Annotated in this window: 27 protein-coding genes; 16 read left to right on the forward strand and 11 right to left on the reverse strand. The window is 64.5% G+C overall.

Going from position 1 to position 26066, the window contains the following annotated elements:
* The first annotated feature begins 222 nt into the window (after window positions 1-222).
* The 3 genes from I6F24_RS22060 (at window position 223) to I6F24_RS22070 (ending at window position 4889) form a co-directional block, all read left to right on the forward strand.
* The gene (locus I6F24_RS22060) at window positions 223-978 is read left to right on the forward strand and encodes an outer membrane beta-barrel protein (RefSeq protein ID WP_036028173.1); all 756 of its coding nucleotides are present in this window, start codon (window positions 223-225) and stop codon (window positions 976-978) included.
* Between the two features lie 277 nt (window positions 979-1255).
* Window positions 1256-4237 (forward strand): excinuclease ABC subunit UvrA, encoded by a 2982-nt coding sequence (gene uvrA / locus I6F24_RS22065; protein WP_057029260.1) that lies wholly within the window; start codon window positions 1256-1258, stop codon window positions 4235-4237.
* Between the two features lie 82 nt (window positions 4238-4319).
* A complete protein-coding gene (locus I6F24_RS22070) occupies window positions 4320-4889 on the forward strand; it encodes a DinB family protein (protein ID WP_225125297.1) in 570 nt (189 codons plus the stop codon).
* Window position 4890: 1 nt separating this feature from the next.
* On the opposite strand, the gene I6F24_RS22075 is transcribed toward I6F24_RS22070, so the two are convergent.
* Window positions 4891-5427, reverse strand: a complete 537-nt coding sequence (locus I6F24_RS22075; RefSeq protein WP_036028168.1) for an RNA 2'-phosphotransferase — start codon at window positions 5425-5427, stop codon at window positions 4891-4893.
* A 558-nt stretch (window positions 5428-5985) separates the two neighbouring features.
* On the opposite strand from I6F24_RS22075, the gene I6F24_RS22080 reads away from it, so the two are divergent.
* Window positions 5986-6633 carry an HAD-IA family hydrolase gene (locus tag I6F24_RS22080; protein WP_036012680.1) on the forward strand — a complete coding sequence of 216 codons (648 nt, stop codon included), beginning with the start codon at window positions 5986-5988 and terminating at the stop codon, window positions 6631-6633.
* A gap of 53 nt (window positions 6634-6686) precedes the next feature.
* On the opposite strand, the gene I6F24_RS22085 is transcribed toward I6F24_RS22080, so the two are convergent.
* Window positions 6687-7331: a TetR/AcrR family transcriptional regulator gene (locus I6F24_RS22085; protein ID WP_036028176.1), complete on the reverse strand. Its 645-nt coding sequence runs from the start codon at window positions 7329-7331 to the stop codon at window positions 6687-6689.
* Between the two features lie 105 nt (window positions 7332-7436).
* On the opposite strand from I6F24_RS22085, the gene I6F24_RS22090 reads away from it, so the two are divergent.
* A complete protein-coding gene (locus I6F24_RS22090; protein ID WP_225151696.1) occupies window positions 7437-8543 on the forward strand; it encodes an acetylhydrolase in 1107 nt (368 codons plus the stop codon).
* Window positions 8540-9388 carry a DUF3313 domain-containing protein gene (locus I6F24_RS22095; protein WP_036028170.1) on the forward strand — a complete coding sequence of 283 codons (849 nt, stop codon included), beginning with the start codon at window positions 8540-8542 and terminating at the stop codon, window positions 9386-9388. Before I6F24_RS22090 ends, I6F24_RS22095 begins: the two co-directional genes overlap by 4 nt.
* A gap of 63 nt (window positions 9389-9451) precedes the next feature.
* Here the strand turns inward: I6F24_RS22095 and I6F24_RS22100 are convergent, their stop codons facing one another.
* From I6F24_RS22100 to I6F24_RS22125, 6 genes are all read right to left on the reverse strand, one after another.
* Window positions 9452-10405 carry a cytochrome D1 domain-containing protein gene (locus I6F24_RS22100; RefSeq protein WP_109143677.1) on the reverse strand — a complete coding sequence of 318 codons (954 nt, stop codon included), beginning with the start codon at window positions 10403-10405 and terminating at the stop codon, window positions 9452-9454.
* 2 nt (window positions 10406-10407) lie between these two features.
* Window positions 10408-10971 (reverse strand): SRPBCC family protein, encoded by a 564-nt coding sequence (locus I6F24_RS22105; RefSeq protein ID WP_225151698.1) that lies wholly within the window; start codon window positions 10969-10971, stop codon window positions 10408-10410.
* A 906-nt stretch (window positions 10972-11877) separates the two neighbouring features.
* Window positions 11878-12645 (reverse strand): AAA family ATPase, encoded by a 768-nt coding sequence (locus I6F24_RS22110; protein WP_225125292.1) that lies wholly within the window; start codon window positions 12643-12645, stop codon window positions 11878-11880.
* Window positions 12646-12741: 96 nt separating this feature from the next.
* On the reverse strand, window positions 12742-13602 hold the full coding sequence (locus I6F24_RS22115; protein WP_225151700.1) for a DUF296 domain-containing protein: 861 nt from the start codon (window positions 13600-13602) through the stop codon (window positions 12742-12744).
* Between the two features lie 9 nt (window positions 13603-13611).
* Entirely contained in the window at window positions 13612-15213 is a 1602-nt protein-coding gene (locus I6F24_RS22120) for an acyl-CoA synthetase (protein ID WP_225151701.1), read from the reverse strand.
* 105 nt (window positions 15214-15318) lie between these two features.
* Window positions 15319-15813 carry a hypothetical protein gene (locus tag I6F24_RS22125; protein ID WP_036012718.1) on the reverse strand — a complete coding sequence of 165 codons (495 nt, stop codon included), beginning with the start codon at window positions 15811-15813 and terminating at the stop codon, window positions 15319-15321.
* Between the two features lie 94 nt (window positions 15814-15907).
* On the opposite strand from I6F24_RS22125, the gene I6F24_RS22130 reads away from it, so the two are divergent.
* Window positions 15908-16267, forward strand: coding sequence for a hypothetical protein (locus I6F24_RS22130; protein ID WP_036012720.1), 360 nt, complete (start codon window positions 15908-15910; stop codon window positions 16265-16267).
* Window positions 16268-16350: 83 nt separating this feature from the next.
* Window positions 16351-16626 (forward strand): GNAT family N-acetyltransferase, encoded by a 276-nt coding sequence (locus tag I6F24_RS22135; protein ID WP_036028195.1) that lies wholly within the window; start codon window positions 16351-16353, stop codon window positions 16624-16626.
* Between the two features lie 48 nt (window positions 16627-16674).
* On the opposite strand, the gene I6F24_RS22140 is transcribed toward I6F24_RS22135, so the two are convergent.
* The gene (locus I6F24_RS22140) at window positions 16675-17070 is read right to left on the reverse strand and encodes an SPW repeat protein (protein WP_057029358.1); all 396 of its coding nucleotides are present in this window, start codon (window positions 17068-17070) and stop codon (window positions 16675-16677) included.
* A gap of 321 nt (window positions 17071-17391) precedes the next feature.
* Between I6F24_RS22140 and I6F24_RS22145 the strand changes: the two genes are divergently transcribed.
* Window positions 17392-17667, forward strand: a complete 276-nt coding sequence (locus I6F24_RS22145; protein ID WP_036044205.1) for a GNAT family N-acetyltransferase — start codon at window positions 17392-17394, stop codon at window positions 17665-17667.
* 54 nt (window positions 17668-17721) lie between these two features.
* Here I6F24_RS22145 and I6F24_RS22150 read toward each other — a convergent pair whose 3' ends face one another.
* A complete protein-coding gene (locus I6F24_RS22150) occupies window positions 17722-18120 on the reverse strand; it encodes a DUF3597 domain-containing protein (RefSeq protein WP_036028199.1) in 399 nt (132 codons plus the stop codon).
* 339 nt (window positions 18121-18459) lie between these two features.
* On the opposite strand from I6F24_RS22150, the gene I6F24_RS22155 reads away from it, so the two are divergent.
* From I6F24_RS22155 to I6F24_RS22180, 6 genes are all read left to right on the forward strand, one after another.
* Entirely contained in the window at window positions 18460-19368 is a 909-nt protein-coding gene (locus I6F24_RS22155; RefSeq protein WP_225112474.1) for a DUF2189 domain-containing protein, read from the forward strand.
* A gap of 119 nt (window positions 19369-19487) precedes the next feature.
* Window positions 19488-20312, forward strand: coding sequence for a lytic murein transglycosylase (locus tag I6F24_RS22160; protein ID WP_036012731.1), 825 nt, complete (start codon window positions 19488-19490; stop codon window positions 20310-20312).
* 479 nt (window positions 20313-20791) lie between these two features.
* Window positions 20792-20944: a DUF1127 domain-containing protein gene (locus I6F24_RS22165; RefSeq protein WP_007590701.1), complete on the forward strand. Its 153-nt coding sequence runs from the start codon at window positions 20792-20794 to the stop codon at window positions 20942-20944.
* Between the two features lie 127 nt (window positions 20945-21071).
* Window positions 21072-22499 (forward strand): methylenetetrahydrofolate--tRNA-(uracil(54)-C(5))-methyltransferase (FADH(2)-oxidizing) TrmFO, encoded by a 1428-nt coding sequence (trmFO, locus tag I6F24_RS22170; RefSeq protein WP_225151703.1) that lies wholly within the window; start codon window positions 21072-21074, stop codon window positions 22497-22499.
* A gap of 7 nt (window positions 22500-22506) precedes the next feature.
* Entirely contained in the window at window positions 22507-23601 is a 1095-nt protein-coding gene (locus I6F24_RS22175; RefSeq protein ID WP_225151705.1) for a serine/threonine protein kinase, read from the forward strand.
* Between the two features lie 95 nt (window positions 23602-23696).
* On the forward strand, window positions 23697-24248 hold the full coding sequence (locus I6F24_RS22180; RefSeq protein WP_036028219.1) for a CAP domain-containing protein: 552 nt from the start codon (window positions 23697-23699) through the stop codon (window positions 24246-24248).
* A gap of 12 nt (window positions 24249-24260) precedes the next feature.
* Here the strand turns inward: I6F24_RS22180 and I6F24_RS22185 are convergent, their stop codons facing one another.
* Window positions 24261-24734: a VOC family protein gene (locus I6F24_RS22185; protein ID WP_225112477.1), complete on the reverse strand. Its 474-nt coding sequence runs from the start codon at window positions 24732-24734 to the stop codon at window positions 24261-24263.
* Between the two features lie 148 nt (window positions 24735-24882).
* On the opposite strand from I6F24_RS22185, the gene I6F24_RS22190 reads away from it, so the two are divergent.
* Window positions 24883-26061 (forward strand): aminotransferase class V-fold PLP-dependent enzyme, encoded by a 1179-nt coding sequence (locus I6F24_RS22190; protein ID WP_225112478.1) that lies wholly within the window; start codon window positions 24883-24885, stop codon window positions 26059-26061.
* Window positions 26062-26066 lie beyond the last annotated feature (5 nt).

A 26066-nucleotide genomic window follows, 5' to 3' on the forward strand; every position in this document is an offset into this window, starting at 1 on the left:
TTCGTCTCTGACGCATCATCGTCACGAAAGGCCGGCCTCGCGCCGGCCTTTTTGTTTGTTGCGGCCGCCCGTTCGCTCGCGCTTTTCGAAGGGGTGTGGCCGCTGGGTGACACAACCTTTGGCTTCAATGGTGTAAAAGCAATGACGTTGCTTGAGTCATAAGGTCCGCTGCTCTTCCGCTCTCCGGAAGACCGGAATGAGAAATGGAAGTGGGGAATGGATATGAAGAAGCTTTTGCTGGCTTCGGCCAGCTTGTTCGCACTCAGCGCGTTGGCACCGGCCTCGGCGGCCGATTTGGCAGCCCGCCCCTACACCAAGGCTCCGGTGGCACCGATCGCGGTGTACAACTGGAGCGGTTTCTACCTCGGCGCCAACGCCGGCGGTGGCTGGAGCCGCAACTGTTGGGATCTCACCAGTGTCGGCCCCTTCGTGGTCGCTCCGGCGGTGGCCGAAGGTTGTCACAATGCGACCGGCGCACTCGTCGGCGGCCAGATCGGTTATCGCTGGCAGTCCGCCAACTGGGTATTCGGTCTCGAAGCCCAGGGGGACTGGGCTGACCTGAAGGGTTCGAACATCAGCTCGCCTGCCGCGCTCGCGCCGCTGGTGAACGAGACCAGGATCGACGCCATTGGCCTCTTCACTGGCCAGGTCGGTTATGCCTGGAACAACGTGCTTTGGTACGTGAAGGGCGGCGCTGCCGTCACTCACAACAAGTACACTGGCAGTTTTGGCGGCGTTACGCTCGACACCGCGAACGAAACGCGCTGGGGCGGTACCGTCGGCACCGGCATAGAATTCGGCTTCGCCCCGAACTGGTCGGTCGCTGTCGAATACAACCACCTGTTCATGGGCAGGCACAACGAGACCTTCACCTTCCTCGGCGTGACCACTCGCACCGACAGCATCAAGCAGGACGTGGACATGGCTACCGTTCGACTCAACTACACCTTCGGTGGCCCGGTGGTCGCGAAGTACTGAACTTCCCTGCCGAGGTCACATCGTCACGAAAGGCCGGCCTCGCGCCGGCCTTTTTGTTTTGGCTGGGTGCTCCGCGAGCGGTTCCGCGCGTTCCTGCTGCCAGATCCCGCCAGCACGCCAACAATCCGTTGACGATTCGCAAGTCCCACTGGAAATCCGCCGCCGTTCTTCCTACGTTCGCTGCCATACCCATCGGCGCCGATCCCGGTTCCGGGCGCAGCGCGCCTTTTTTGTTGGCGCGATCGCGCACCTTTGGGCTTCCTTGAGGGCAACTCGGATGGATGAAGTGATCAAGGCGAAGCGCCAACAACAGAACGCGGGCTCCAGCCTGCGCGCAATTACGATCCGCGGCGCGCGCGAGCACAACCTCAAGAATATCGACGTCGAGATTCCCCGCGACAAGCTGGTGGTGTTCACCGGGCTATCCGGCTCCGGCAAATCCTCGCTCGCCTTCGACACCATCTATGCCGAGGGCCAGCGCCGCTACGTCGAATCGCTGTCGGCCTATGCCCGCCAGTTCCTGGAGATGATGCAGAAGCCCGACGTCGACCAGATCGACGGCCTGTCGCCGGCGATCTCGATCGAGCAGAAGACGACGTCGAAGAACCCGCGCTCCACCGTCGGCACCGTCACCGAGATCTACGACTACATGCGCCTGCTCTGGGCCCGCGTCGGCGTGCCCTATTCGCCGGCCACGGGCCTGCCGATCGAGAGCCAGACCGTCTCGCAGATGGTCGACCGCGTGCTGGCGCTGCCCGAGGGCACCCGCCTCTATCTGCTCGCCCCCGTCGTGCGAGGCCGCAAGGGCGAGTACAGGAAGGAGCTCGCCGAATGGCTCAAGAAGGGCTTTCAGCGCGTCAAGATCGACGGCACCTTCCATGAGCTGGCGGAAGCCCCTAGCCTCGACAAGAAATTCCCGCACGACATCGACGTGGTGGTCGATCGCATCGTGGTGCGTGCCGATATCGGCCAGCGCCTCGCCGAGAGCTTTGAGACCGCGCTGAAGCTCGCCGAAGGCCTTGCCGTCGTCGAGTTCGCCGATGCGCCCGCGGCGGCTGCGCCTGCGGAGGAAAAGAAGAAGACCGCGAAAATCCACGACAAGAGCGGGCCCGAGCGCATCCTGTTCTCGGAAAAGTTCGCCTGCCCGGTCTCCGGCTTCACCATCCCCGAGATCGAGCCGCGCCTGTTCTCCTTCAACAATCCCTACGGCGCCTGCCCCGCCTGCGGCGGCCTCGGCGTCGAGCAGCATGTCGACGAAGACCTCGTCATCCCTGAGAAGGATCTGACGCTGCGCAAGGGCGCGATCGCGCCCTGGGCCAAGTCGTCGTCGCCCTATTACGTGCAGACGCTGACCGCGCTCGGCAAGCACTACAAGTTCACGCTCGACACCAAGTGGAAGGATCTGCCGAAGAAGACGCAAAACGCGATTCTCTACGGCTCGGGCGAGGACGAGATCAAGTTCTCCTACGAGGACGGGGTGCGCTCCTACGACACCAAGAAGCCGTTCGAAGGCGTCATCACCAACATCAACCGCCGCTACCGCGAGACCGAGAGCGAGTGGGCCCGCGAGGAGCTGGCGAAATATTTCCACGACGTCCCCTGCGAGGGCTGCAAGGGCTTTCGGCTCAAGCCCGAGGCGCTCTGCGTCAAGGTCGGCGGCAAGCATATCGGCGAAATCTCGGAGCTGTCCGTGAAGGGCGCCGGCGCATGGTTCGAGACCGTGCCGGAGGCGCTGAACGCGCAGCAGAACGAGATCGCGGGCCGCATCCTGAAGGAGATCCGCGAGCGCCTCACCTTCCTGCTCGACGTCGGCCTCAATTATCTGACGCTGTCCCGCTCCTCCGGCACGCTGTCCGGCGGCGAGAGCCAGCGCATCCGCCTCGCCTCGCAGATCGGCTCGGGGCTCACAGGCGTGCTCTACGTGCTGGACGAGCCTTCGATCGGCCTGCACCAGCGCGACAACGCCCGCCTGCTCGATACGCTGAAGCGGCTGCGCGACCTCGGCAACACCGTGGTCGTGGTCGAGCATGATGAGGACGCCATCCGCCTTGCGGACTACGTGCTCGACATCGGCCCAGGCGCCGGCATGCATGGCGGCAACATCGTCGCCGAAGGCACGCCCGCCGAGATCATGCGCAACCCGAAATCGCTGACCGGCAAATACCTGACCGGCGAGCTCGAGGTCGAGGTGCCGGAGCGGCGTCCGCCGAACCATCGCCGCACCATCAAGGTGGTGAACGCGCGCGGCAATAACCTCAAGAACGTCACGGCGGAAATTCCGCTCGGCCTGTTCACCTGCGTCACCGGCGTCTCCGGCGGCGGCAAGTCGACGCTGCTGATCGATACCCTCTACCGCGCCATCGCCCGCAAGCTGAACAATGCCAGCGAGGGCGCCGCCCCGCACGACCGCATCGAGGGCCTCGAGCACATCGACAAGATCATCGACATCGACCAGTCGCCGATCGGCCGCACGCCGCGCTCGAATCCGGCGACCTATACCGGCGCGTTCACGCCGATCCGCGAATGGTTCGCCGGCCTGCCGGAAGCGAAAGCACGTGGCTACGAGCCCGGCCGCTTCTCCTTCAACGTCAAGGGCGGCCGCTGCGAGGCCTGCCAGGGCGACGGCGTCATCAAGATCGAGATGCACTTCCTGCCCGACGTCTACGTCACCTGCGACGTCTGCAAGGGCAAGCGCTACAACCGCGAGACGCTGGAGGTGCTGTTCAAGGGCAAGAGCATCGCCGACGTGCTCGACATGACTGTCGAGGAAGCTGCCGAGTTCTTCAAGGCGGTGCCGCGCGTGCGCGAGACTTTTCAGACATTGCACCGCGTCGGCCTCGACTACATCCATGTCGGCCAGCAAGCGACGACGCTCTCGGGCGGCGAAGCCCAGCGCGTCAAGCTGGCAAAAGAATTGTCAAAGCGCGCCACCGGCCGCACGCTCTACATCCTGGACGAGCCCACCACCGGCCTGCACTTCCACGACGTCAAGAAGCTGCTGGAGGTGCTGCACGAGCTGGTCGCGCAGGGCAACACGGTCGTCGTCATCGAGCACAATCTCGAAGTCATCAAGACCGCCGACTGGGTCATCGATCTCGGCCCCGAAGGCGGCGACGGCGGCGGCGAGATCGTGGCGTGGGGACCTCCGGAAGACATTGCGAAGGCGCCGCGAAGCTATACGGGCAAATTTTTGGCTCCCGTGCTGGAGAAGGCGCGGAAGCCGAAGCGGAGGCGTGCGGCGAGCGAGGCGGCGGAGTAGATTGCGCTGCATCGAAGCCACAGGGCTGTAGGGCGGATTAGCGGAGCGTAATCAGCCACTATTCGATCGGGAAAGAACCGACATGTCCGCTGGACTCGTACAAACCTACCGCGCCTTCGCCCACAACAACGCTTGGGCGAACCATCGCCTGCTCGCCGCCTGCGCTGCGCTATCCCAATCTGAATTCGAAGCCCCCCGCACCGGCTTCTTTCCAAGCCTGCAGCGTACGCTGAACCACATCTACATCATCGACTTCTTCTACATCGATGCGCTTGAAGGGGGCTGGCTCGGACCGGCAGCCTGGAAGAACGAGGTGCCGTACCCCTCGTTAGCCGAGCTCAAAGCTGCCCAGGCCGCAATGGACAACCGCCTGATTGCGATCTGCGATGCGCTGACAACTGAACGGCTCGACGCCTTCGTCCGGATCAACCGCGATACGAGCGTTCAAACCGAGCGCTGCGACCGGCTGCTCATGCATCTCTTCCAGCATCAAGTTCATCATCGCGGACAGGCGCATGCCATGCTGTGCGAAACGGATGTCGCGCCCCCGCAGCTCGACGAGTTCTTCGCGGAAGGCGAAGCGCCGCTGCGAGCCGCCGAATTCGCCGAACTCGGCTGGACCGAGGAGACCGTTTGGAAATCCAGGACGTAAGCTACGCCAGGAACTCCGGCGGCACATGGTCGGTCAGCCACACACCGTTCTCTGCGCGAAAAAACTTGAATCCCTTGGCATGCATGCTGCCGGCATCGACCTTGAAGATGTGCGGCTTGCCGTGGCGCTGACCGACACGCTGCGCAGTTGCCTCATCGGAGGACAGATGCACCTGCTGGCGCGCCTGCGGCTTCAGGCCCTCGGACAGGATCGCCTCGACAAACCGTGTCGCCGTGCCATGATACAGGATCGACGGCGGCTCCTGCGGCGCCAAGCCAAGTTCAACCGAGACGGAATGTCCTTGCGCGGCGCGAATGCGATCAGTTCCAGGGGATAGCGAGAAACGCTTCTTGTCGCTCTCTGCGACGACGCGCAGCAGATCATCGCGGCCAAACTTTGTGCCGGCGGCATTTGCCTTGGCGATCAGGTCGTCGATGCTGGCCCACCCGTGCGAATCCAGCACCAACCCGATCGTTTCCGGCTGGTGGCGCAGGACCAGGCTCAGAAATTTGCTGAGCTGGGTGTCATTGATCGGCATGGTTACCCTTCCAGTCCCGCATCACTACACTCAAGTGGTTGGCAAGGCCAGATGATCGATCTGGAGGGAGCAATGAGCCAGTCGAACCTATACGCTATTTCGGAACGCGATCCTCGCCGAGCAACAGGTGACTTGCGTCTACGAGGGTTGCCGTCGCGAGCTCTGTCCGCATATCATCGGCACCGACAAGTCCGGTGACGAAGCCGTGCTGGCCTGGCAGTTTGCAGGCGAAAGCAGCAGGCGCTGCCGCAATGGCGCTGCCTGAAGCTGGCCAATGTCAGTGGTGCCCGGGCGCGGGATGGCCGCTGGCATGAAGGCGGCTCGCATAAGAGCACCCAGACCTGCGTGGCGAAGATCGATCTCGACATCAATGTCGATGTTCGTAAGTTGCGGTGAGAGAGCTACAGGGGTCGAGATCGGAATCGAACCCCGTCGATCACGACGTAACGGCCGATCGCAGGGTTGATTTCGATCCGCTCGTGTCGCATGGCTGTCCTCGAACTCCACGAATATTAGCACGCGACCTCACGCTTGTCAGCGAGCTCAAAATCCGGCCTCATGCCCTATTCCCTCGCCATATTCGATCTCGACGGTACCCTCGCCGACAGCTTCCCGTGGTTCCTGCGCACCATCAACGACGTCGCGGACCGCTTCGGCTTTCGCCGCGTAAAGGACGAGGATGTCGAGGAGCTGCGCCACGCCTCGTCGCGCGAGATCCTCGCCAAGCTCGAAGTGCCCATGTGGAAGCTGCCGGCGATCGCGCGGCATGCGCGGCGTCTGAAGGCGGAGGCGGCTTCCGAGATTTCGCTGTTCGCAGACGTCGAGACGATGCTGCGAACGCTGGCCGAGAACGGCGTGCAGCTGGCGCTGGTGACGTCCGACAGCGAGGCCAATGCGCGCGAGAAGCTCGGGGACGCCGCAGCGCTGTTCTCGCATTTCGACTGCGCAGCGTCGCTGTTCGGCAAGGCCGCGAAATTCCGCCGGGTCATCCGCCGCGCCGGCGTCGCGCCTAGCAGGGTGATCTCGATCGGCGACGAGGTCCGCGACATCGACGCGGCGCGGGCGGTCGGGATCGCCTGCGGCGCGGTGTGCTGGGGCTATGCGGCACCGGCGGCGCTAACGGCGCTTCGGCCCGACCATGTGTTCGAGCACATCCGTGACATCGCGCCGGCGCTGATCGGCGTCACAGCTCCGATGCGGGCTTAACACCACCGCGCGGCCGTATTGCTTTTCCATCGAGAGCCCGGGCCGGCCCTCACTCACTCGCCGGATCGACCGGCAGCCTTGCGCGAGGCTCCCGCTCCGATCTCCCGGTTCAGGCACGCAAAAGCCTCTTTCACGTAGACGGCCAAGGGCCGCTTGCCCTGGTCGCGATTCCAACTGTCCATCGCAAGCCGCAAGGCTCCGACCGACATCATGGCGACCACGCGCAGCGCAGCCTGCCGATGCGGCTGCGGCCACATCTGGGACAGCGCCGCGAACACGGCAGCTTCCTTCTCGACGTATTTCGCCTGCTGCCGGATGCGAAGCGACTCGTTCGCGGACATCAGGCGCTCGATCACTTTTGTTTGCTTGTAATCGACCGGGAAGCGGGCTGTCAGCTCCAGCAGGCCGTTCCTTGCGGCATCGAGCGGCGACTGCTTGGTCGTTTGCTCGAGCACGGCGGCACGCAAGGTCTCGCTGAAACCACCATCCTGCCACGCCAGGAGGATCTCTTCCTTGGACTTGAAGTAGTAGAAGAACGTCCGCCGCGAGATCCCCGCCGCCTCCGCGATCGCGTCGAGCGTGGTGGCATCATAGCCCCTGGTCAGAAACAGTTTAAGGCCCTGCTCGGCGATACGATGCAGCGTTTCGCGCCGCTTCCGCTCGCGCAGGCCTTCCTCCTTCCGGGATGAACTTTTCATGACCTGTTTTGCCATGAAATCGACCAGTTTGCAAAATTACACTAAGTGCAATACGTCGATTACACTCGGTGCGACTTCATACAAGGTGCCTTCATGGTGAACGGGTTGAGCGACACTTCCTCTCGGCATGTGCGATCCGCGCACGCGAATGGCGCGGACGCTGCGAGCGGAGCGACAAGCCTGACCCGACGGCGGTTCGGTGCCGCGCTGCTGGCGATCGCCGTCACGGCCACGCTCGCCGCGCCTCCAGCCCGGGCGCAGTCCGCGCCCCCCGCGGTCGTCGACTTCGACTGGGTCGATCCGGCGCGTTCGCGGCCCGTTCCGGCGCGCCTGCACTGGCCGGCGGATGTTGCGCCGGGATCGCGCGTGCCGCTCATCGTGTTCTCCCATGGGCTCGGCGGCTCTCGCCGGGGCTACAGCTATCTGGGGCGATATTGGTCGGCCCGCGGCGTCGCCAGCCTGCATGTTCAGCATGCCGGCAGCGATTCCTCGCTCTGGGCGGGCAATCCCCTCGCCGTCGTGGACCGCCTGCAGCGTGCCGCTCACGAGAGCGAGGCGCTGGCGCGAGCCCTGGATCTGCGCTTTGCCCTGGATCGCATGCTGTCGAGTCCCCATGGTGCCCACGTAGACCGCCGGCGCATCATGGCGGCGGGGCATTCCTATGGGGCGAACACGGCGCTTGTTGCGGTTGGCGCCCGCGTGATGCGCGACGGCAAGTGGGTCGAGGCGCGCGACCCGCGCTTTGCCGCCGCCATTGTCATTTCGGCCCCTCCATTCTATGGCGAACCCGATCTTGCCTCGGTGTTGAGCAGGATCACCGTTCCAACCCTGCACGTGACGGCGACGAAGGACGTCATCCAGATCCCCGGATATTACTCACCCGCTGCCGACCGGCTGGAGGTCTTCAACGCCATTGCCACACCGCGCAAGCTGCTTGCCGTGTTCGAAGGCGGCTCGCACAGCATCTTCACCGATCGTTCGTTCACCGGTGGTCCGGCGCTCAACCCGAAGGTGAAGCTCGCGACGGCCGAGCTCACCCTGGCCTTTCTCGACCTGGTTTTCGATGGCAACGGTGCCACGCTGGCGCGCTGGAACGTGACCTGGCAGCCCATGCTCGCCTCGGCGCCGGGCGCCGCACCTTCTCCCCTGCCCGTCGCGCAGTCCCGGCGCGTGGCCCAGGGAGTGGCGACCGGTCTCGTTCCCTCGCCATGAGGTGGCTCGCAGTTGCGGTCTTGAGCTCGATGGCCGCCGGTTGCGCGGCGGCTCCGCTGGAACGAGCGGGGTCGCTGGCCTCCTACGACGATCTCACGCCGTCCGATGGTCTCTTGACCAAGTCGCAGCTCCGGATCAGCAAGGCTGATGTTCTCGCCGCGAAGACCGCTCGCATCGAGCCGACCGCGTTCACGGCGACCGCAGCCAGCCAGCCGTTCACGCCGCAGCAGCGCAGGCTGATCAAGAACGCAATCAACAGAGCGATGTGTCTTGCGCTCAGCGAGCGCTTCCGGATCGTAGCTCCCACGGAGGCTGCGGACTTGAATGTTCGCGCCGTCATCACACAGATTGCGCCGACCGATGCGGCGGCAGCCGGCGTCTCCAAGGTCGCGAGCGTCGTGCCGTCCATCGTCGCTCCCGGCGTGCCCATTCCGGTGCCGCGCCTTCCGATCGGACTGGGAAGCCTGTCCGTCGAGGCCGAGGCCCGTGACCGCAGCGGCAACCAACAGGCGGCCATGATCTGGGCGCGCGGAGCGAACTCCTTCACCAGCGCTCCGCGTGTATCGAGCGATGGCGACGCCTATGACCTGGCCGAGGCTTTCGGAAGCGATTTCGGGAGGTTTCTCGTTGCCGCGGAGAGCCCGTTCGGGAAGGTCCCCACGCCGCCTTCCGTCGACAGATTGAGCGCCTCTCTCGGTGGTGCGCCCAAGGAAGCGATCTGCGAAACATTCGGCCGGGCGCCAGGATTGGCAGGCCTGGCCGGAGAAAGAATCGGGCTGCCGCCGGACTGGACCGACCGAGGCGCGCCGGAGAACACGATCTTGGAAGCGCAGAACGTCAATTGAGCTCTGGCGGAATGGCCGCTTGAATTCGGCCGGCCGGAGCAAGCGGCCTCGGGTTGTGACGAACTACTCCGTCCTGCGCAGGAACGCCCCGAACGCCCTTGGGCCGTCGCCGGTCTTGATCTCGCCGATCACCTTGAGCTCGGCCGCATCGATGATGCTTAGCGTGTTGCTTTCCCAGCAGGCGACAATGACGCGCTTGCCGTCGGCAGTCGCCGCAATGCCTTCGGGATAGTCGCCGACATGGATGCGCTTGACCGGCTTGAGGCTCGCCAGGTCGAACACGCTGACGGTGCCGCCATATTGGTCGGTGACGAAGCCTCGGCCTAGCGTCAGCGCCACCGCATATGGGCGCATGCCGACCGGCACGCGGCCGATCTCGCGGCCTTCCGCGATATCGATCACGGAGACATCGTCGGAGCCGACATTGGCGGTGTAGGCGCGCTTGCCCTCGGCATCGATGGTGACGCCGAACGGGCGGGTGCCGACCTTGATCACGGCCTTGCGTTGGCGCGTTGCCGTTTCCACCACCGAGACGCTGTCGTCGTCGCGGTCCGCCGAGAGCAGCAGCTTGCCGTCGGGCGTCACCGCAAGACCCGACGGCGAGGCGCCGACCGCGATGCTGGCGACAACGCTGCGCGAGGCCGTATCGATCACCCGCACCGCGGCCGCGTACCAATCGGCGACATAGACCGTCTTGCCATCGGGCGCCACGGCAATGCCGAGCGGCCCGCCGCCGACCTCGACGCGGCCGGCGACCTGCCGCGTGGCAGCGTCGACCACCGTCACCGCCTTGGCATCCGGGCTCGTGACATAGGCAAAGCGCCCGTCGGCGCTGACGGCGACGCCGGCCGGCTTGCCGCCGATTGGGATGGTCGCAACGCCGCGCGCGCCAGCGAGATCCACCACCATCAGATCTTCGCTGAGCTGGTTGGTGACGAACGCCTCGTCGGCGCGCGCGCTTCCAAAGCCGGCGTAACAAAGGCTGGCGGCGAGCGCCGCCAGAACCAGCGCTCGCACGATCAGCTGCCGCTCTCGATCTTCTTCTTGAGCGCCTCGAGCCCGGCTTTGTACAGCCCGCTCACGGCCTTGATCGCGGCCTCGTCGCTCAGCTCCAGCGGCGGGTCGTTGTTGGGATAGCCGCGATAGAACGCGCCGGCCCATTCCAGCTTGGCCTTGCCATCAGGCGCGGGCGAGACCGTCAGGGTCGAGGAATAATTGGTCACAGGCAGCACCTTCACGTCGACCTTGGTGATCCGGTACGAATAGCTCTGCATGTCGGGCTCGTATTTGTAGAGCTCCTCCTCGACCGTCCCGCCGCCCGTCAGGGTCAGCTTGCGCGTGGCGCCGATCTCGTTGCCCTTCTCGCCTTCGGTCTTGGTGACCGGCTGAAGCCAGCTCATGTCCTGGAAATTGCCGATCACCGCCCACACCTTGGCGGGGGCCGCGTTGATCTCGATGAATTCCCTCACCTTCTGCCGCGTCGGCCCATGGGCCCAGACCGGCTCGAAGGCGGTCATCAGAGCCATCCCCGCCACCGCCAGCGCCGCCACCCCGGCGATCGCCGGTCCGCTTCTCATCCTCATCTCGTTTCCTCGTTTCTCAATCTGCGCGACTTGGAACGCGCGCTGAGGTCATGCTAGCGCATTTTTGGGCCATGGGGAGACCCGTTCGTGGCACGGCGGTGGCAAAGCCAATGCACACCATTGATTGGGTTGGCGGACGGGTAAAACACCAGACCGGGGTCAACCTAGCCAAGCCGAAATAATTCGCTTTACGCGAATTCGGAATTATCGCATGTTGCGGCCACCCCAACCCGGGCCGAGGGGCGCATCGCGATCGTCACGAACGCGGGATGGGAGGTGGTGGACGCAGGCAGCGTCGCGCGCAAGCGGTTTGCAGGGCGGATCACTCCGTGAGCAGGCGAGGCGCGCACACGACGGGCGCAGTCTGCGTACGGCAAAATCGTGTGGTCCTGGCGCCCGGGGTCTGTGCGCCAAGGCTTGCGGTGACGTTGCGGCCCGACCGGGCCCGCACCGTCAGTCATCCGCAAGGCGACGGGGGCAATAGTGCATCGCTCCCCGGGGAGAGCACGACATAAGCCGTCAACCCACTGCGCAGGGAAGGCCGGATGTTTGGCTTCACCTGTATGCCGCTGTGCAGCTTTTTCAAGCACACGCTTCGCACAGTGGACCGTGGGTGCCCGGCCGGCACCCGGCCTTCCCTGCGCCCTCGGCACTTTCGAGGGTGACGAATGCAGCAAAGCTCGGGCGGAATCCGCCGCGAGGATGCGAAACCGTGCCAGCGAATTGATAACGGTCTCGTGCCACAGACGCTGCGCAGCACCATAAGCGCGTTCACGCGCGTCTTCGACGCTATGGTGATGCGCTGCAGAACCGGAGCCCATGCATCCGCGATGCTGCGGCTTTCTGAGTCCCGGCTCTGCGCTCGCAATGACGACAGAGAGAGCTACTGTTAGGGGATCCCCTCACCTACTCCCCCAGCGTCGCCTCCACGAACCCGCGCGGATCGACACAAAACTCGCGCATCAGCCGGTAATGGTCGGTCTGCTCCACCGTGACAGGCTCCAGGCCATATTTGCCGAGCCGCAGCAGCCGCGCGTTGGGATAGGCCATGAGCATCGGCGAATGCGTTGCCATGATGACCTGGCAGATGCGGGAGTCTTCCATGCGCCGCAGCAGCTTGAGGAATTCGATCTGGCGCGCCGGCGACAACGCCGATTCCGGCTCGTCGAAGATGAAGATGCCCTGGCGCTGGCAACGCTCCTCGAAGAAACGCAGGAAGCCTTCGCCATGGGAGTGCGACAGGAAATCGGGGCCGACCTGGCCGGCATCCCGCGCAGCCTTGTCCAGATATCGCGCGACCGAGAAAAAGCTCTCCGCACGAAAGAACCAGCCGTTGGTGATCTTCGGCAGCCAGCTTGCGCGCAGCGCCTTGGAGAGTTGGCCGCCCATCTCCTCGCGCGCTTCGGAATGATCGACCGGCCTGTAGCCCTTGCCGCCTCCGGCATCGTCATATCCGGCGAGCGCTGCGATGCCTTCGAGGATGGTCGACTTCCCGGTGCCGTTCTCTCCAACGATGATCGTGATGGGGCTGTCGAAGCTAAGCTCGAAATCATCAGGGAAGATGGGCAAGCAAAACGGATAGGCTTCGCGGTCGCGAACCTGCGACGGGTCGAGCCATACCCGCTTCAGATACGGCGCTGGAAGGTTGATCGTTCGATTGCCTCTTCGTGCCATGACGTCCTGCCGCTACTCGTATCCGCAACGGAACATGACAGGAACATCCGGATTGCAAAAGCGCTATCTTGCACCTGCCACGTCACGGCTCACGAGCTAATCCCCTTCCTCCAGCACCAGCTCCATCGTCATCAGCACCGGATTGTCGCCACGGATCAGACGCCCCTCCGCAACGCCGCCGGTATAGTCGATCAGGGCGACATCGAGCGCAGCTTCCAGCGCGCCGGAGGCGCCGGGCGCGATTGTCCCTGCCGTGATTGCCAGCTCCGTCGCAAACGGCTCGGTCACGCCGCCATGGCTGAAGCGCGCGCCGATGGTCGATCCGACGCCGCCATGGATATTCGCGCGGGCGATGCCGTTCGTGCGGCAGAACGCTTCGAGTGCGCCGGCAAAATCCTGGTTCGGGCGCAGGCGGAGCGCGAAGGCGCGGCTCGTCGTGCGCACGCCGGTGCTTGCAGCCGCGACCGGTCCGAACAGCTTGAAGTTGGTCTCCGCATCAGGCTCGGCCGTGAACACCGCACCGTTCAGACCGAAGGCCTCGACCTCGAACGGCTCGGCGACGACGGTCTCGTCCGGCATCATGTGGCCGCCGCTCGTCTTGCCGTCAGCCTCCGTCCACAGTCCGTGGCAATGAAAGAACGGCGCACCGTCGCGCGTGCCGAGCGTCATGCTGCCGAGCCTCAAACGCGTCACGCCGGCGGGCCGGAACGTATCGCTGTAGAACGCCGCATTCTCACCGGTCTTCGACAGTGCCGGCATGACATAGGCGAACGGCCCGAGCGCGCCGCGGCGGAAGTTCAGCACGCCGCCGGCAAAGCCCTCCGACGCAAAGCCGCGCCGCGCGGCCTCCAGCAGCGGCAGACCGGCCTGAAGTGTGAACGAGAAAGCGCGTCCCCTCGCCTCCACCCATTGAATGCGTTCGGGAAGCGGCGCGCCCGGCTGCTTGATGCTCCGCATCTGGTGCGCTCAGCTCGCCTTGTCGAGGTCGAGCAGCCCGCGCGCCTCGAGCTCGTCGCGCACCATGCGCTTCGGCACCTTGCCGTAGCCCGATTTCGGCAGCGCGTCCCAGAAGAAGAAGCGCTTCGGCATCTTGTAGCGCGGCACTTTCGGCGACAAGAACGCCGCCATCTCCGCTTCGGTCACCGCCTTCGCGCCTTCTCGGACGACGCAGACGGCGACGCCGACCTCGCCCCAGGTCGCGTCGGGCACGCCGAGCACGGCGACCTCGCCGATCCCGGGATGGGTCAGGATCTTCTCCTCGATCTCGCGCGGATAGATATTGGAGCCGCCGGAGATGTACATGTCCGACGCACGTCCTGTGATGTACACAAAACCCTCCTCGTCCATGTGGCCGAGGTCGCCGGTGCGGAACCAGCCATTGCGGAACGCCTTCGCATTGGCTTCGGGGTTGTTGTAATAGCCGGCGAACACGGCAGGCCCGATCACGCAGATCTCACCGCTCTGGTTAGCCTTGAGCTCGCGGCCCTCATCGTCCTGAATCGACACCTGCATGCCGGTGCGCTCGAAGCCGCAGGTGCCGATCCTGGCGTGCGGGCCGTCCTCCGGGTCGTGCAGCGCCGCCGGCAGCACGGTGATGTTGCCGGTGACCTCACCGAGGCCAAAATACTGCACGATCACCTTGCCGAGCTTCTTCAACGCCGCCTTCTGGTCCTCGCGATACATCGGCGCGCCCGCATAGATGACGTAGCGCAGCGAGGAATGGTCGTATTTGCCGGCGGCGGGATGCTCGACCATCATCTTCAGGATGGTCGGCACGGTGAAGAGATTGCTGACGCGATGCGCCTCGATCAGGCGGAACGCCTCGTTGATGTCGAATTTCTCGGTCGGCAGCAGCACGGTGCGCGCGCCGCGCGCGGTCTGCATCAATTGGTGCACGCCGGCGCCGTGCGACAACGGTGCCACCACCAGCGAGGCATCCTGCTCGGTCGTGCCGGGCGTCAGATCGGCGAGATGATTGGTAACGACGAATCCCATCTGGCCGTGGGTGAGCACGGCCGCCTTGGAGCGTCCAGTGGTGCCGGAGGTGAAGAAGAACCAGCAGGGATCGTCATGCTCGACCGCGACATTCTCCACAACGGCGCCTGCATGCGAGGCGATCGCATCGGCCACCGAGCGCTCGCCGAACGCGGCCTTGCCGTCGACGCTCCAGGTGAACTCCAGCGCACCGTCCTTCACCGCCGCGGCGTGCTCGGGGAAATCGACATGGCACAGAAACGCCTTGGCGCCGGAGGCCTGCGCAAGATAGCTGACCTCATCCGGCATCAGGCGGAAATTGGTGGGCACCCAGACCGCGCCGAGGCGAAACGCGGCGAACATCGAGACAAACATCTCATCGCCATTCTTGGCATGGACAAGGATGCGGTCGCCCTTGGCAATGCCCCGCGCGGCGAGCGCCGCAGCCAGGGCGGAGACCTGCGCATCGATCTCGCGCCAGGTCCAGGACTTGTCCCCCCAAACGAAGCCGGGACGCGCGCCATGCCGCCGCGCATTCTGGGTGAGCATATAGGCGAGATTCATGACGCGGCGGGACATGCGCAGGGGCTGCATCGGGCTTCCTCTTCGACGACGGGCGGCACGCAAGCCGTCCGTTCATTGCAGCCCATTTATCGCCATCGCCAGCGGCCCTGCAAGGCCGGCTGCCGCGGACTTGGCCTACTGCTTGAACGCAAAAGGCGTCGCCGTGATGGCCTTGGTCTTCCAGCAGGCTTGCGGACCAAAGCCGCCGCAGAAACTGCCATGCAGATCGAAGCGGATGGTGCGCGCGGCTCCGCGCTTCACTGGCGGGGCCATGATCTTATAGCGGAGCACGTAGCCGTCGAACACCTCGCGCACGCTGCCATCCGGCAGCGTCACCAGGATCTTCATGACGCAACCGCCGGTTCCGCAATAGGTCGTCTCGCGATCGCCGCATTTGGTGTCCTGGAAATCGACGATGTAGTCCTCGCGGCCATCGCCGGTCAGGTCGATCCTGCGCACCGTATCATGCGCGAAGGTCACCTCGCCGCCTTGCTGGCTCTCGCATTCCTCGTTGGCGTAGCGCACAGCCTTCTGCACGCCGGGCGGATAATCGGCCGGATTGAACGGCTTTGCGTCGTCGGCACGCGCGCCGGTCACGAGCAAGCTGAGCAGGAGGATCAGATATCGCATTGGTGTTGGTCGCAACCACAAACGATATCGTTCAGGAAATCTTAAACATGATCGACGCAACCTCGCTCAGTTCTCGCGTACAGAGTGCCGTATCATGGTCAAAGCGCCTGCCCTCCTTCTGTTGTCACTGGCGCTCGCCGGATGTGCCGCGACTCCGCAAGCGCATCTGGCATCCGATCTCGCCGTCAAGCCTGCGCGTTATGCCTGGGATGGCGCCGGCGAGGATCCCAACCGGCCCCGCGCCGCCTCGCAGCCGACACGAACCTCCAGCCGCTCCGAGCGCAACAGGTTGCAAGCCGACGCTCAGCCCCATTCGAAGGAACGGTGGCAGGCGCAGGATGGCATCGAGGCCGAACAGGACGCCAGGGTCAACCGCTCCCTGGTCATCTGCCAGGGCTGCCTCCGCCCGCAGCCGCAGGCCGAAGATTCCAGGCTCGCCAAAGCGACCGATTGAACGGAACAGCTTCGGATTGGAAACCCCGGCCGGACCGTGCGTTACGATCTCGTGCGCGAGGCCGGCAGCTGCAAGGCAATGATATGAGCGACGTCATCAACAACAAGGCCCATCACCGCTATGAGCTCGACGTGGAGGGTCATCTTGCGACCGAGCACTACCGGCTCGACGGCGGTGTCATCACCTTCGAGCACACCGACGTGCCGAAGGAGCTTGGCGGCAAGGGCATTGGCTCGAAGCTGGTGCAAGGCGCGCTCGACCAGGTCCGCGCCGACGGATTGAAGCTGATCCCGCAATGCCCGTTCGTGAAGGCGTGGATCGACAAGCACCCGGACTATGCGGATCTCGTGACACGGTGAGTGCCCAGGCCCGCCGCTCGTGGCCGGCGGGCCTGCCGTACTTACGGTCTATTGTCCGTGCTTGAGCAAGTCCTGGTCATTCATATCCCAGTCCTGCCATAGCTGGAGAATGCCGAGCAGCACCACCACCGCACCGAGGGTCGTGTGATAGATGCGGAGAAATCCCTCACCGGAATAGCCGATCACGTATGGCGAGGCGATGAGCCACAGTCCGGCCAGGATCGTCATCACCTCCTGCCAGCGCTGCAAGGCGACATATTCGAGCTGGCTGATGCCAAATACGACGAGACCGATTGCGACCGTGTTCAGGATGGCCGTCTGGTGACCGGAGATCGCCTGATCCTGGATCGGGAACCACGGCGAGGCCACGATCACCGCACCCAGCAGCATCCCACACCAGTCTTCCCATGTTCGATGAGTATTCAAGAAACCAGAGTCCGACATCGTACCCTCCTGCAAAAGAGGCATACGTCTGCGGCTGGCGATCATGACACTCCGAATATCTGGCGACCCTGCCGGCCGCATTCGGGCGTATGTCCTTTCTAGGACGTGGGAACCGAACTCCGGCTTGCAAGAGCGGTATCGGGAATTATTTGCGGAGCCGCGGGACCATGCTCGCCGGGCGCCATGGCCATACCGCAGTGCGGTCAGGGCGGCGCGCATTTGCAGATATCTCATCTGCGCCAATCTCCCCTGGTCCCACCTTGGCAAGGGCCGTGTCAGCCTCCTAGATCAGGAGGCACCTGCAGTTCGGAGGGACCCCGCATGGCGGCTTCGGTACGCGACAACAAGGACAGGAGCCGCTTCGAGCTCGATGTCGGCGACGACATCGCCTTCGCCAATTACCGGCTGACGCCGTCGGCCGTAATCATCACCCACACCGAGACGCCGCGCGCGTTGCGCGGGCGCGGCATCGGCTCCGAGCTGGTCAAGGGCGCGCTCGACCTGATCCGGCGCGACGGCAAGAAGGTGATCGCCGGCTGCGGCTTCGTCGTCGACTATCTCGATCGGCATCCGGAGGATGCGGATCTGGTCGCCTGAATGCAAAAGGGCCCGCGGCGATCGCGGGCCCCTGAGGCACTACCCCAGATCCGGTCAGTGCTTGATCTCCGGCGGCAGCTTGCCGCCATTAGCGGCGAGCTTGGACATCACCTGCTTGTGCAGCCAGACGTTCATGCTCGCCGAGTCGTTCATGTCGCCGCTGTAGCCCAGCTCCTTGGCGAGATCCTTGCGCGCAGCGAGGCTGGAATCGATGTCGAGCGCCTTCATGAGGTCGACGATGGAGGTACGCCATTCCAGCTTCTCGCCCTTGTGCGCGGCGGCCGCCTTGTCGACGATCGCCGCCACGTCGACCGCAGCCATGGGTGCGGCGGCCGGCGCCGAAGGACTTGCCGACCCTGCGGGGGCGCCCGGCGAAGCGGCGCCACCGGCCGGCGCAGCGGAGGCCGGCTGGCCGCCGAAGATCGCGCTGATGATTTTCCCGAAAATGCTCATGTCTGCTCCCCGAAAAGGAATCCGTTGGAAGGGCCTTGCGTGGCACTTATAGACGAAGTTGGTGCGCCGCGCCCGCGAAGTTGCGCGAACGGACAGCAGCATCAGCTTATCTGCGGCGAAATGACGACAGAATGACGCCGCATTGATTGCGTCGCGGCATCGAAATTTCACCCAAGCGTGAGGGACAGGACTCGGACTTGGGAGTATGCTTGCCGTTCAGCTCGCGATGCCATCCGGAATTCGCGTCTGGTCGGGATCGTGGGATTTCAAGAGAATGGGCGGCCGCTTGCGCCGTTTGCCGGCGCCGGATGCAGCCGCTTGGCAAGGGAGCTAGCGACCATGGCCACACTCTACCAGGGCAATGTCCCCACGATGGCCCAGCCCACGGATGAGGCTGGACCGGTGATCCGAACCATACAATTGTCCGATCTGCACGACGCGCTCAGGCGCGGCTGGGAGGATTTCAAGGCCGTTCCGAGCCACGCCATCATCCTCTGCGTGATCTACCCGGTGCTCGGCCTCGTGCTCGCCCGTGTGGTGATGGGCTATTCGGTGCTGCCGCTGCTGTTTCCGCTCGCCGCGGGCTTCGCGCTGATCGGGCCCTTCGCTGCGCTCGGGCTCTACGAGCTTTCCAGCCGGCGCGAGCGCTATGAACCGGCCAGCGCCTGGGATGCCATGGAGGTGCTGCGATCGCCGTCGTTCGGCGCGATGCTCGGCCTCGGTACGTTGCTGCTCGCCCTGTTCGTCACCTGGGTGGCGACCGCGCAGGCGATCTATATCGCGGCGTTCGGCTACGAGGGCGTCACCGGATTCTCGGACTTCATGATGCGCGTGCTGACGACGCAGCAAGGCTGGTGGCTGATCGTGGTTGGCTGCGGCACCGGATTCCTGTTCGCGCTCGCCGCGCTCTGTCTCAGTGCCGTGTCGTTCCCCTTGATGCTGGACCGCCATGCCGGTGCGTTCGAGGCGATGAGCACCTCGTTGCGCGTGGTCGCGAAAAACCCGGTGCCGATGGCGGCCTGGGGCCTGATCGTGGCGGTGCTGCTCGCGCTTGGCACGATCCCGGCCTTCCTCGGCCTCGCCGTTGTGGTCCCGCTGCTCGGGCACGCCACGTGGCACCTTTACCGCAAGGTGATCGCGTCCGATCCGGGCGCACGTCCGGTCCCCCCTCCGCCGCATCGGGCGCGCAAGCCGGCCGCCGACTTCCCGGCCAACCTTTTCCCGTGGCGGAATCGGACTGACGTCTGACAATCTCGTGACGTGCGGCCCTGGCCGGTTCGGACAGGGCCGCGCGCCTTGCTTTGGCCGCGGTTACAGCCGAGATTATGCTGCCGGTCAGGTCAATTCACGGAAATCCATTTCATCTGATGACTCCGACGATTTCTCGTCTTGCTCTCGCAGCCTTGGCCGTCTCCGCGTCCCTTCTCTCAGTCCAGCCAGCGCCCGCCGCGGTTGCCTGCGACTCGGGCAATTTCGACGCTTGGCTGGCTGATTTCAAAACCGACGCTGCGGCGAAGGGCATCTCGCAGCAGACCATCACTGCCGGGCTTGCCGGCGTCACACTGGATCAGAGCGTGCTCAACCGCGACCGCTCGCAAAAGGTCTTCACCCAGAGCTTCGAGGAGTTCTCCGGCCGCATGGTGCCGCCACGCTTGGAGCGCGGCTCCAACAGGATGAAGCAATACGGCTCGGTGCTGTCGCGCATCGAGCAGGCTTACGGCGTGCCGGGCGAAGTCCTGGTCGCGATCTGGGGCCTGGAGACCGATTTCGGCGTCAACACCGGCAAGTTTGCAACGATCCGCTCGCTTGCAACGCTCGCTTACGATTGCCGTCGCTCCGAGCAGTTTCGCGCCGAGCTGTTGGATGCGTTGCGCATCGTCCAGCGCGGCGATCTTGCGCCTGCCGACATGAAAGGCGCCTGGGCCGGCGAGCTCGGCCAGACCCAGTTCATGCCGTCATCCTGGATGAAATATGCCATCGACTTCGACGGCAACGGCAAGCGCGATCTTCTGCATAACGTGCCCGACGTGCTCGCCTCCACGGCCAATTATCTGGTCGGCTATGGCTGGCAGAAGGGCAAGGACTGGCAGCCGGGCAGCCCGAACTTTGAGGTGCTCAAGCAGTGGAACAAGAGCGAGGTCTACTCCAAGACCGTGGCCTATTTTGCCGCACAGCTCGCACGCGCCCCTTAGATCTCAGCCCAGCCGAAGCGCGCCGAATCGCCGCTGCCGAACCCCGGCAAGCGGGCCTAGCCTGTAGCGGCGCCAGCGCATCGCTCATGGGCGCATTTTCGGTATTCAATGGATCTTAAAGTGAATCCATATTCATATAATGGCGTCGCGTCCTATGCGAATCAGGCAGGCATGACTTGAGTCTATAAGCTGCTGGGTTGAACTTGCTGGCCGCTTATAGGCAACCTATTTCCGCGATGACCCATATCAATCTGTGACATAAACCCGTTATTTTACGAGTACTTATCGCCGACACCGGACGACCTTGGCCAAGCTCTGGGCGGGAGGGCCTTCCGGTTAATCATCCGTTACGTACGCCATGCGCACAGCGCTTAGCTGCATCGCAACATCGGAACTTTCGCACTGCACCACTCTCACCTATATTCATTTCAACGATGAGGCCTCAAGCAAAGGCTGAATCGAACTACAGGAGACTACCAATGCTGCTCTCGCTCATCCGCATGATCCAGGCCTTCCGGGACTATCAGCGCAATGTTGCCGAGCTGTCCCAGCTCAGCGATCGCGAATTGGCCGATATCGGCCTCGATCGCTCGGACATCCCGCGCGTTGCCGCCGGTCAGTATCAGGGCTGATATCCTTCAGCCCTTCACTAGAACGGACCGATAGCGCCCGCCTCGTGCGGGCGTTGTCGCATCTGGTGGCAGAAAACTCGATCTCGGCGATTCCACTCTCCGCCGAAAAGCGCTACCTGTCCGCCCCATGACAGGACCCCAATCCAACCTCGTCCACGTGATCGGTGCCGGCCTCGCCGGTTCGGAAGCTGCCTGGCAGATTGCGAAGTCCGGCGTGCCCGTGGTGCTGCACGAGATGCGGCCGACCCGCATGACCGACGCGCACCGCACCGACGGACTTGCCGAGCTCGTCTGCTCCAACTCGTTCCGCTCGGATGACGCCGCCAACAACGCCGTCGGCCTGCTGCATGCGGAGATGCGCCGCCTCGGCTCGCTGATCATGCGCGCGGCCGACGCCAACCAGGTGCCCGCCGGCGGCGCACTCGCGGTCGATCGCGACGGCTTCTCGGCGGCCGTCACCAAGGCGCTGAACGATCATCCCCTGATCGAGATCGCGCGCGGCGAGATCGCGGGCCTTCCGCCGGCCGCGTGGAGCAACGTCATCGTCGCCACCGGCCCTCTCACCTCCGCGCCGCTGGCCGACGCCATCCGCGAACTGACCGACGAGAACGCCCTCGCCTTCTTCGACGCCATCGCGCCGATCGTGCACCGCGAGTCCATCGACATGTCGGTGGCCTGGTTCCAATCGCGCTACGACAAGGTTGGCCCCGGCGGCAACGGTGCCGACTACATAAACTGCCCCATGACCAAGGAGCAGTATGAGGGCTTCGTCGCCGCGCTGATCGCCGGCGAGAAGACCGAGTTCAAGGAATGGGAGACCAACACGCCCTATTTCGACGGCTGCCTGCCGATCGAGGTGATGGCTGAACGTGGCCCCGAGACGCTGCGCCATGGTCCCATGAAGCCGGTCGGCCTCACCAACCCGCACGATCCCACCACGAAACCGTACGCGATCGTGCAACTGCGCCAGGACAACAAGCTCGGCACGCTCTACAACATCGTCGGCTTCCAGACCAAGCTGAAGTATGGCGAGCAGCAGCGCATCTTCCGCACCATTCCGGGGTTGGAGAACGCCGAATTCGCCCGCCTCGGCGGCCTGCATCGCAACACCTTCCTGAACTCGCCGAAGCTGCTCGATGGCCAGCTGCGGCTGCGCGCACAGACGCGGCTGCGCTTCGCCGGCCAGATGACGGGCTGCGAAGGCTATGTGGAGTCCGCCAGCGTCGGCTTGATCGCGGGTCTCTATGCAGCCGCGGAAGCGCGCGGCGAGACGCTTGTCAGCCCGCCGGCTACGACCGCACTGGGATCGCTGCTCGGTCACATCACCGGCGGCCATATCGAGACCATCGAGCCGGGCACGCGCTCGTTCCAGCCGATGAACATCAATTTCGGCCTGTTCCCGCCTCTCGCGAGCTTGCCAACGAAGAAGCCCGACGGCACGAGGCTGCGCGGCAACGAGAAGACGGTGGCCAAGAAGCAGGCGCTGAGCGCACGGGCGCTCGCCGATCTCGATCGCTGGATCGCCGATCACCTGCGCATTGCCGCCGCCGCGTGAGTTTGCAATGAGCTTGCCCAAAGACGACGCCGCAGAGCTGTCGGCGCGCTGGACCGAAGGCGTGCTGCTCAAGCGCGACGTGTTCTCGACCGTCGAGCGCGGCCGTTTCCGCAGCGAAAGCGGCGAGATCGACGCGGTGCTGCGCCGGCTCGACGAGGTGCCATGGTGGTCGTTCCTGCTGGCACGCCACCTGTTCGCCCGCGAGAAGCGGGCCCTGGTACGCGCCAAAGGCCTCGACGTCGGCCCCGAGTTGCTGTGGGCCGGGCGCCGCGCCCTGGTGCGCGGCTTCGTCGACGGCGTCGCGCTGCATCTGGCAAAGCCCCATGGCGATCTCGCCTATTTCCGCTCCGCCAAGGCCGCACTGCGCCGGCTGCGCCGCGCCGGCATCTGCCACAACGATCTTGCCAAGGAGCAGAACTGGCTGGTCGGTCGCGACGGCCGCGCCTATGTGACCGACTTCCAGCTCGCCGCGTGCTTTGAGCGCCGCGGCCGGCTCTATCGCATCCTCGCCTATGAGGACCTCCGGCATCTGCTCAAGCACAAGCGCTCCTACGCGCCCGAGGCGCTGACGCCGCGAGAGCGAAAGATCCTGGCGAGGAAGTCGTTCGCCGCGAGCCTATGGCTCGCCACCGGCAAGAAGGTCTATCGCGCCATCACCCGCGGCCTGTTCAACTTCACCGATCGCGAGGGCGGCGGCCGTCGGCTCGTCAACGACGCGCCGGTGCTGGCCGAGCTGATCCGCCGGAATCCCGCCGTGCGCGACGCCGCCATCGTCGCCTTTGCCGACCGTCGCTCCGGTGTCGGGCTTTACGCCTTCGTCGAAGCCGATCAGGCCGCGCTCGAGCGCCAGCTCCGCAGCGAGCTTGCCGCCTCCAAGGGACCGAAGCCGCCCGAGCACATCCAGGTCGTGCACGCCCTGCCACGCAACGCCAGCGGCAAGCCACGCATCGAGGTCCTGCAACTGGTCGCCATGAACCAGCTCGACCTGATCGAGCCGATGATGAAGAACGAGCAGGATCGCGCCTTCCTCAAGGATATCCTGGAGCAGCGCAAGAACCTGCGCGACCGCTTCAATTTCGAGGCGAAGCTCCCGACGAGCTAGCGCGGAATCTGCGCCTTGAAGCCTCCACAATGGCGATCGAGAAGCGCTTGGATCAGGAAGGGTTGGCAGAGATCATGGGCGCTCGGGGGACGATGATGCATCGTATGGTTGGCGGAACGATCGCCGGCCTTGTGCTGCTGGCAGGGGCGCCTGCGCTGGCCGACTCACCGGCGGAGCTGATCTCCAGCTTCCGTCTCAAGCATGGTGAGGCCCGCGTCGTGCGCGACGCCACCCTCGATCGCATCGCCATGGATCAGGCCCGCGCGATGGCGGCGAAGGACGACCTCAGCCACGACACACTCGGCCCATTCAATCGCCGCGTCGCACCGGCCGGCGCGGGCCGCGCCGCAGAGAACATCGCCTACGGCTACGACAGTTTCGACAAGACGCTGGGCCAGTGGATCGACTCCTCCGGGCACCGCAAGAACCTGTTGCTGCACAATGCCTCCCGCGTCGGCATTGCCAGCGCCAAGAATGCGAGTGGCAAGCGCACCTATTGGGCCATGGTCATCGCCGGCGACTACGAGAAGGGCAAAGGCAAGAAAAAGGACAAGGAGCCCGTCGTCGCGGTGAAGCGCGAGGTACCGCCCGCGAGCAAGCCGAAGTCCGGCAACTGTCACGTCAAGCTGCTCGGCCTCTGCATCTGAGGCGCGACCGTCTCAGCCGCGGCGCGCGGCTTCGATCGCGGCGACGTCGATCTTCGTCATCCCCATCATCGCATCGAAGGCGCGCTTGGCCTCCGTGCCACCGGCGGCCAGCGCCTCGGTCAGCACCCGCGGCGTGATCTGCCAGGAGACTCCCCATCTGTCCTTGCACCAGCCGCACGCACTCTCCTGCCCGCCATTGCCGACGATGACGTTCCAGTAGCGATCGGTCTCCGCCTGATCGTCGGTGGCGATCTGGAACGAGAAGGCCTCGTTGTGCTTGAAGACGGGTCCGCCATTGAGACCGAGACAGGCAACGCCGGCTACCGTGAACTCGACGGTCAGGACATCGCCTGCCTTGCCGGACGGATAGTCGCTGGGCGCGCGATGGACCGCACTCACCGCGCTGTCGGGAAACGTCTCGGCATAGAAGCGGGCCGCCGCTTCAGCATCCTTGTCGTACCAGAGGCAGATCGTGTTCTTTGCCATTGGGTATTCCCTGTGATTCCGTGCCAGATTGCGCTTCCGATCAGCATAGGCATCCCGATCTGCATGCTCCAGCTGGAACAGTCGTTTGCCCGAGCTTGCTCGCGTGCGTCATTGTGTCTACGAGGAACCTGAAGATGGAGGCTCTGACGTGATCGACATCAACCAGATTCGTGCCGACACGCCTGCTGCCTCCCGGCTCGCGTATCTCCACAATGCCGGTGCGGCTCTCATGCCCGCGCCCGTCGTCGCGGCGATGAAGGGACATATCGATCTCGAGAGCGAGATCGGCGGCTATGCCGCAGCCGATCGCGCGTCAGATCGGCTCGAAGCCGTTTACGGCTCAGTGGCCCGGCTCCTGAACGCATCGCCGGATGAAATCGCCCTGGTGGAGAACGCGACGGTTGCCTGGCAGATGGCGTTCTATTCGCTTTCATTTCGAGAGGGCGACCGGATCCTGACGGCCGAAGCGGAGTACGCCGCCAACTATGTTGCGTTTCTTCAGGCCGCCAAACGCACAGGCGCGGTCATCGATGTGGTGCCGAGCGATGCGACGGGCGAGTTCGACGTCGGCGCACTCGAACGTATGATCGACGAACGCGTGAAGCTGATCGCCATCACCTGGGTTCCGACCAATGGCGGGCTGACCAATCCCGCAGCGGCCATCGGCAGAATTGCGCGAGCACACGGCATCCCCTATCTGCTCGATGCCTGCCAGGCGGTCGGCCAGATGGAGGTCGACGTCGAGGCCATCGGCTGCGACATGCTGTCGGCCACGGGACGCAAATTCCTGCGGGGACCGCGTGGTACCGGCTTTCTCTATGTGCGCGGGGCGCTCCTGCAGCAGCTCGAGCCACCGATGATCGACCATTTTGCAGCGCCCTGGGTCTCGCGCGATGAATATCGGCTCCGCGACGATGCCCGCCGCTTCGAGACATGGGAGAATAATTACGCCGCCCGGCTAGGGCTCGGCGCTGCCGTCGATTATGCGCTCGACATCGGCATGGATGCCATCGAGGAGCGCTGCCGGCTGCTCGCGGGCCGCCTTCGCAGCGGCCTCGCTTCCATTCGCGGCATCACTATTCACGACCTTGGCCGCAAGCCTGGCGCCATCGTCAGCTTCACTTTGGATGGATATGAAGCGGAGGCCATTGTCAGCAGCGCCGCGGCGGCGGGCATCACAATCGGCGCTTCAGACCCGTCGAGTACCCGCATCGATGCCCAGAACCGCGAGCTGCCGCCGCTCGTCCGAGCTTCCCCCCACTACTACAACACCCAAGCCGAGATCGACCGGCTGATCGACCACGTCGCGGATTTGGCGTCACGTTAGCGCGT

This window comes from Bradyrhizobium sp. BRP23 (assembly GCF_020194135.1).
Classification (GTDB): domain Bacteria; phylum Pseudomonadota; class Alphaproteobacteria; order Rhizobiales; family Xanthobacteraceae; genus Bradyrhizobium; species Bradyrhizobium yuanmingense.

Coding starts and splice junctions, on each gene's coding strand:
- I6F24_RS22060 (WP_036028173.1), top strand. CDS start 223: ATGAAGAAGCTTTTGCTGGCTTCGGCCAGCTTGTTCGCACTCAGCGCG.
- uvrA (WP_057029260.1), top strand. CDS start 1,256: ATGGATGAAGTGATCAAGGCGAAGCGCCAACAACAGAACGCGGGCTCC.
- I6F24_RS22070 (WP_225125297.1), top strand. CDS start 4,320: ATGTCCGCTGGACTCGTACAAACCTACCGCGCCTTCGCCCACAACAAC.
- I6F24_RS22075 (WP_036028168.1), bottom strand. CDS start 5,427: ATGCCGATCAATGACACCCAGCTCAGCAAATTTCTGAGCCTGGTCCTG.
- I6F24_RS22080 (WP_036012680.1), top strand. CDS start 5,986: ATGCCCTATTCCCTCGCCATATTCGATCTCGACGGTACCCTCGCCGAC.
- I6F24_RS22085 (WP_036028176.1), bottom strand. CDS start 7,331: ATGAAAAGTTCATCCCGGAAGGAGGAAGGCCTGCGCGAGCGGAAGCGG.
- I6F24_RS22095 (WP_036028170.1), top strand. CDS start 8,540: ATGAGGTGGCTCGCAGTTGCGGTCTTGAGCTCGATGGCCGCCGGTTGC.
- I6F24_RS22105 (WP_225151698.1), bottom strand. CDS start 10,971: ATGAGGATGAGAAGCGGACCGGCGATCGCCGGGGTGGCGGCGCTGGCG.
- I6F24_RS22110 (WP_225125292.1), bottom strand. CDS start 12,645: ATGGCACGAAGAGGCAATCGAACGATCAACCTTCCAGCGCCGTATCTG.
- I6F24_RS22115 (WP_225151700.1), bottom strand. CDS start 13,602: ATGCGGAGCATCAAGCAGCCGGGCGCGCCGCTTCCCGAACGCATTCAA.
- I6F24_RS22120 (WP_225151701.1), bottom strand. CDS start 15,213: ATGCAGCCCCTGCGCATGTCCCGCCGCGTCATGAATCTCGCCTATATG.
- I6F24_RS22125 (WP_036012718.1), bottom strand. CDS start 15,813: ATGCGATATCTGATCCTCCTGCTCAGCTTGCTCGTGACCGGCGCGCGT.
- I6F24_RS22130 (WP_036012720.1), top strand. CDS start 15,908: ATGGTCAAAGCGCCTGCCCTCCTTCTGTTGTCACTGGCGCTCGCCGGA.
- I6F24_RS22135 (WP_036028195.1), top strand. CDS start 16,351: ATGAGCGACGTCATCAACAACAAGGCCCATCACCGCTATGAGCTCGAC.
- I6F24_RS22140 (WP_057029358.1), bottom strand. CDS start 17,070: ATGTCGGACTCTGGTTTCTTGAATACTCATCGAACATGGGAAGACTGG.
- I6F24_RS22145 (WP_036044205.1), top strand. CDS start 17,392: ATGGCGGCTTCGGTACGCGACAACAAGGACAGGAGCCGCTTCGAGCTC.
- I6F24_RS22150 (WP_036028199.1), bottom strand. CDS start 18,120: ATGAGCATTTTCGGGAAAATCATCAGCGCGATCTTCGGCGGCCAGCCG.
- I6F24_RS22155 (WP_225112474.1), top strand. CDS start 18,460: ATGGCCACACTCTACCAGGGCAATGTCCCCACGATGGCCCAGCCCACG.
- I6F24_RS22160 (WP_036012731.1), top strand. CDS start 19,488: ATGACTCCGACGATTTCTCGTCTTGCTCTCGCAGCCTTGGCCGTCTCC.
- I6F24_RS22165 (WP_007590701.1), top strand. CDS start 20,792: ATGCTGCTCTCGCTCATCCGCATGATCCAGGCCTTCCGGGACTATCAG.
- trmFO (WP_225151703.1), top strand. CDS start 21,072: ATGACAGGACCCCAATCCAACCTCGTCCACGTGATCGGTGCCGGCCTC.
- I6F24_RS22175 (WP_225151705.1), top strand. CDS start 22,507: ATGAGCTTGCCCAAAGACGACGCCGCAGAGCTGTCGGCGCGCTGGACC.
- I6F24_RS22180 (WP_036028219.1), top strand. CDS start 23,697: ATGCATCGTATGGTTGGCGGAACGATCGCCGGCCTTGTGCTGCTGGCA.
- I6F24_RS22185 (WP_225112477.1), bottom strand. CDS start 24,734: ATGGCAAAGAACACGATCTGCCTCTGGTACGACAAGGATGCTGAAGCG.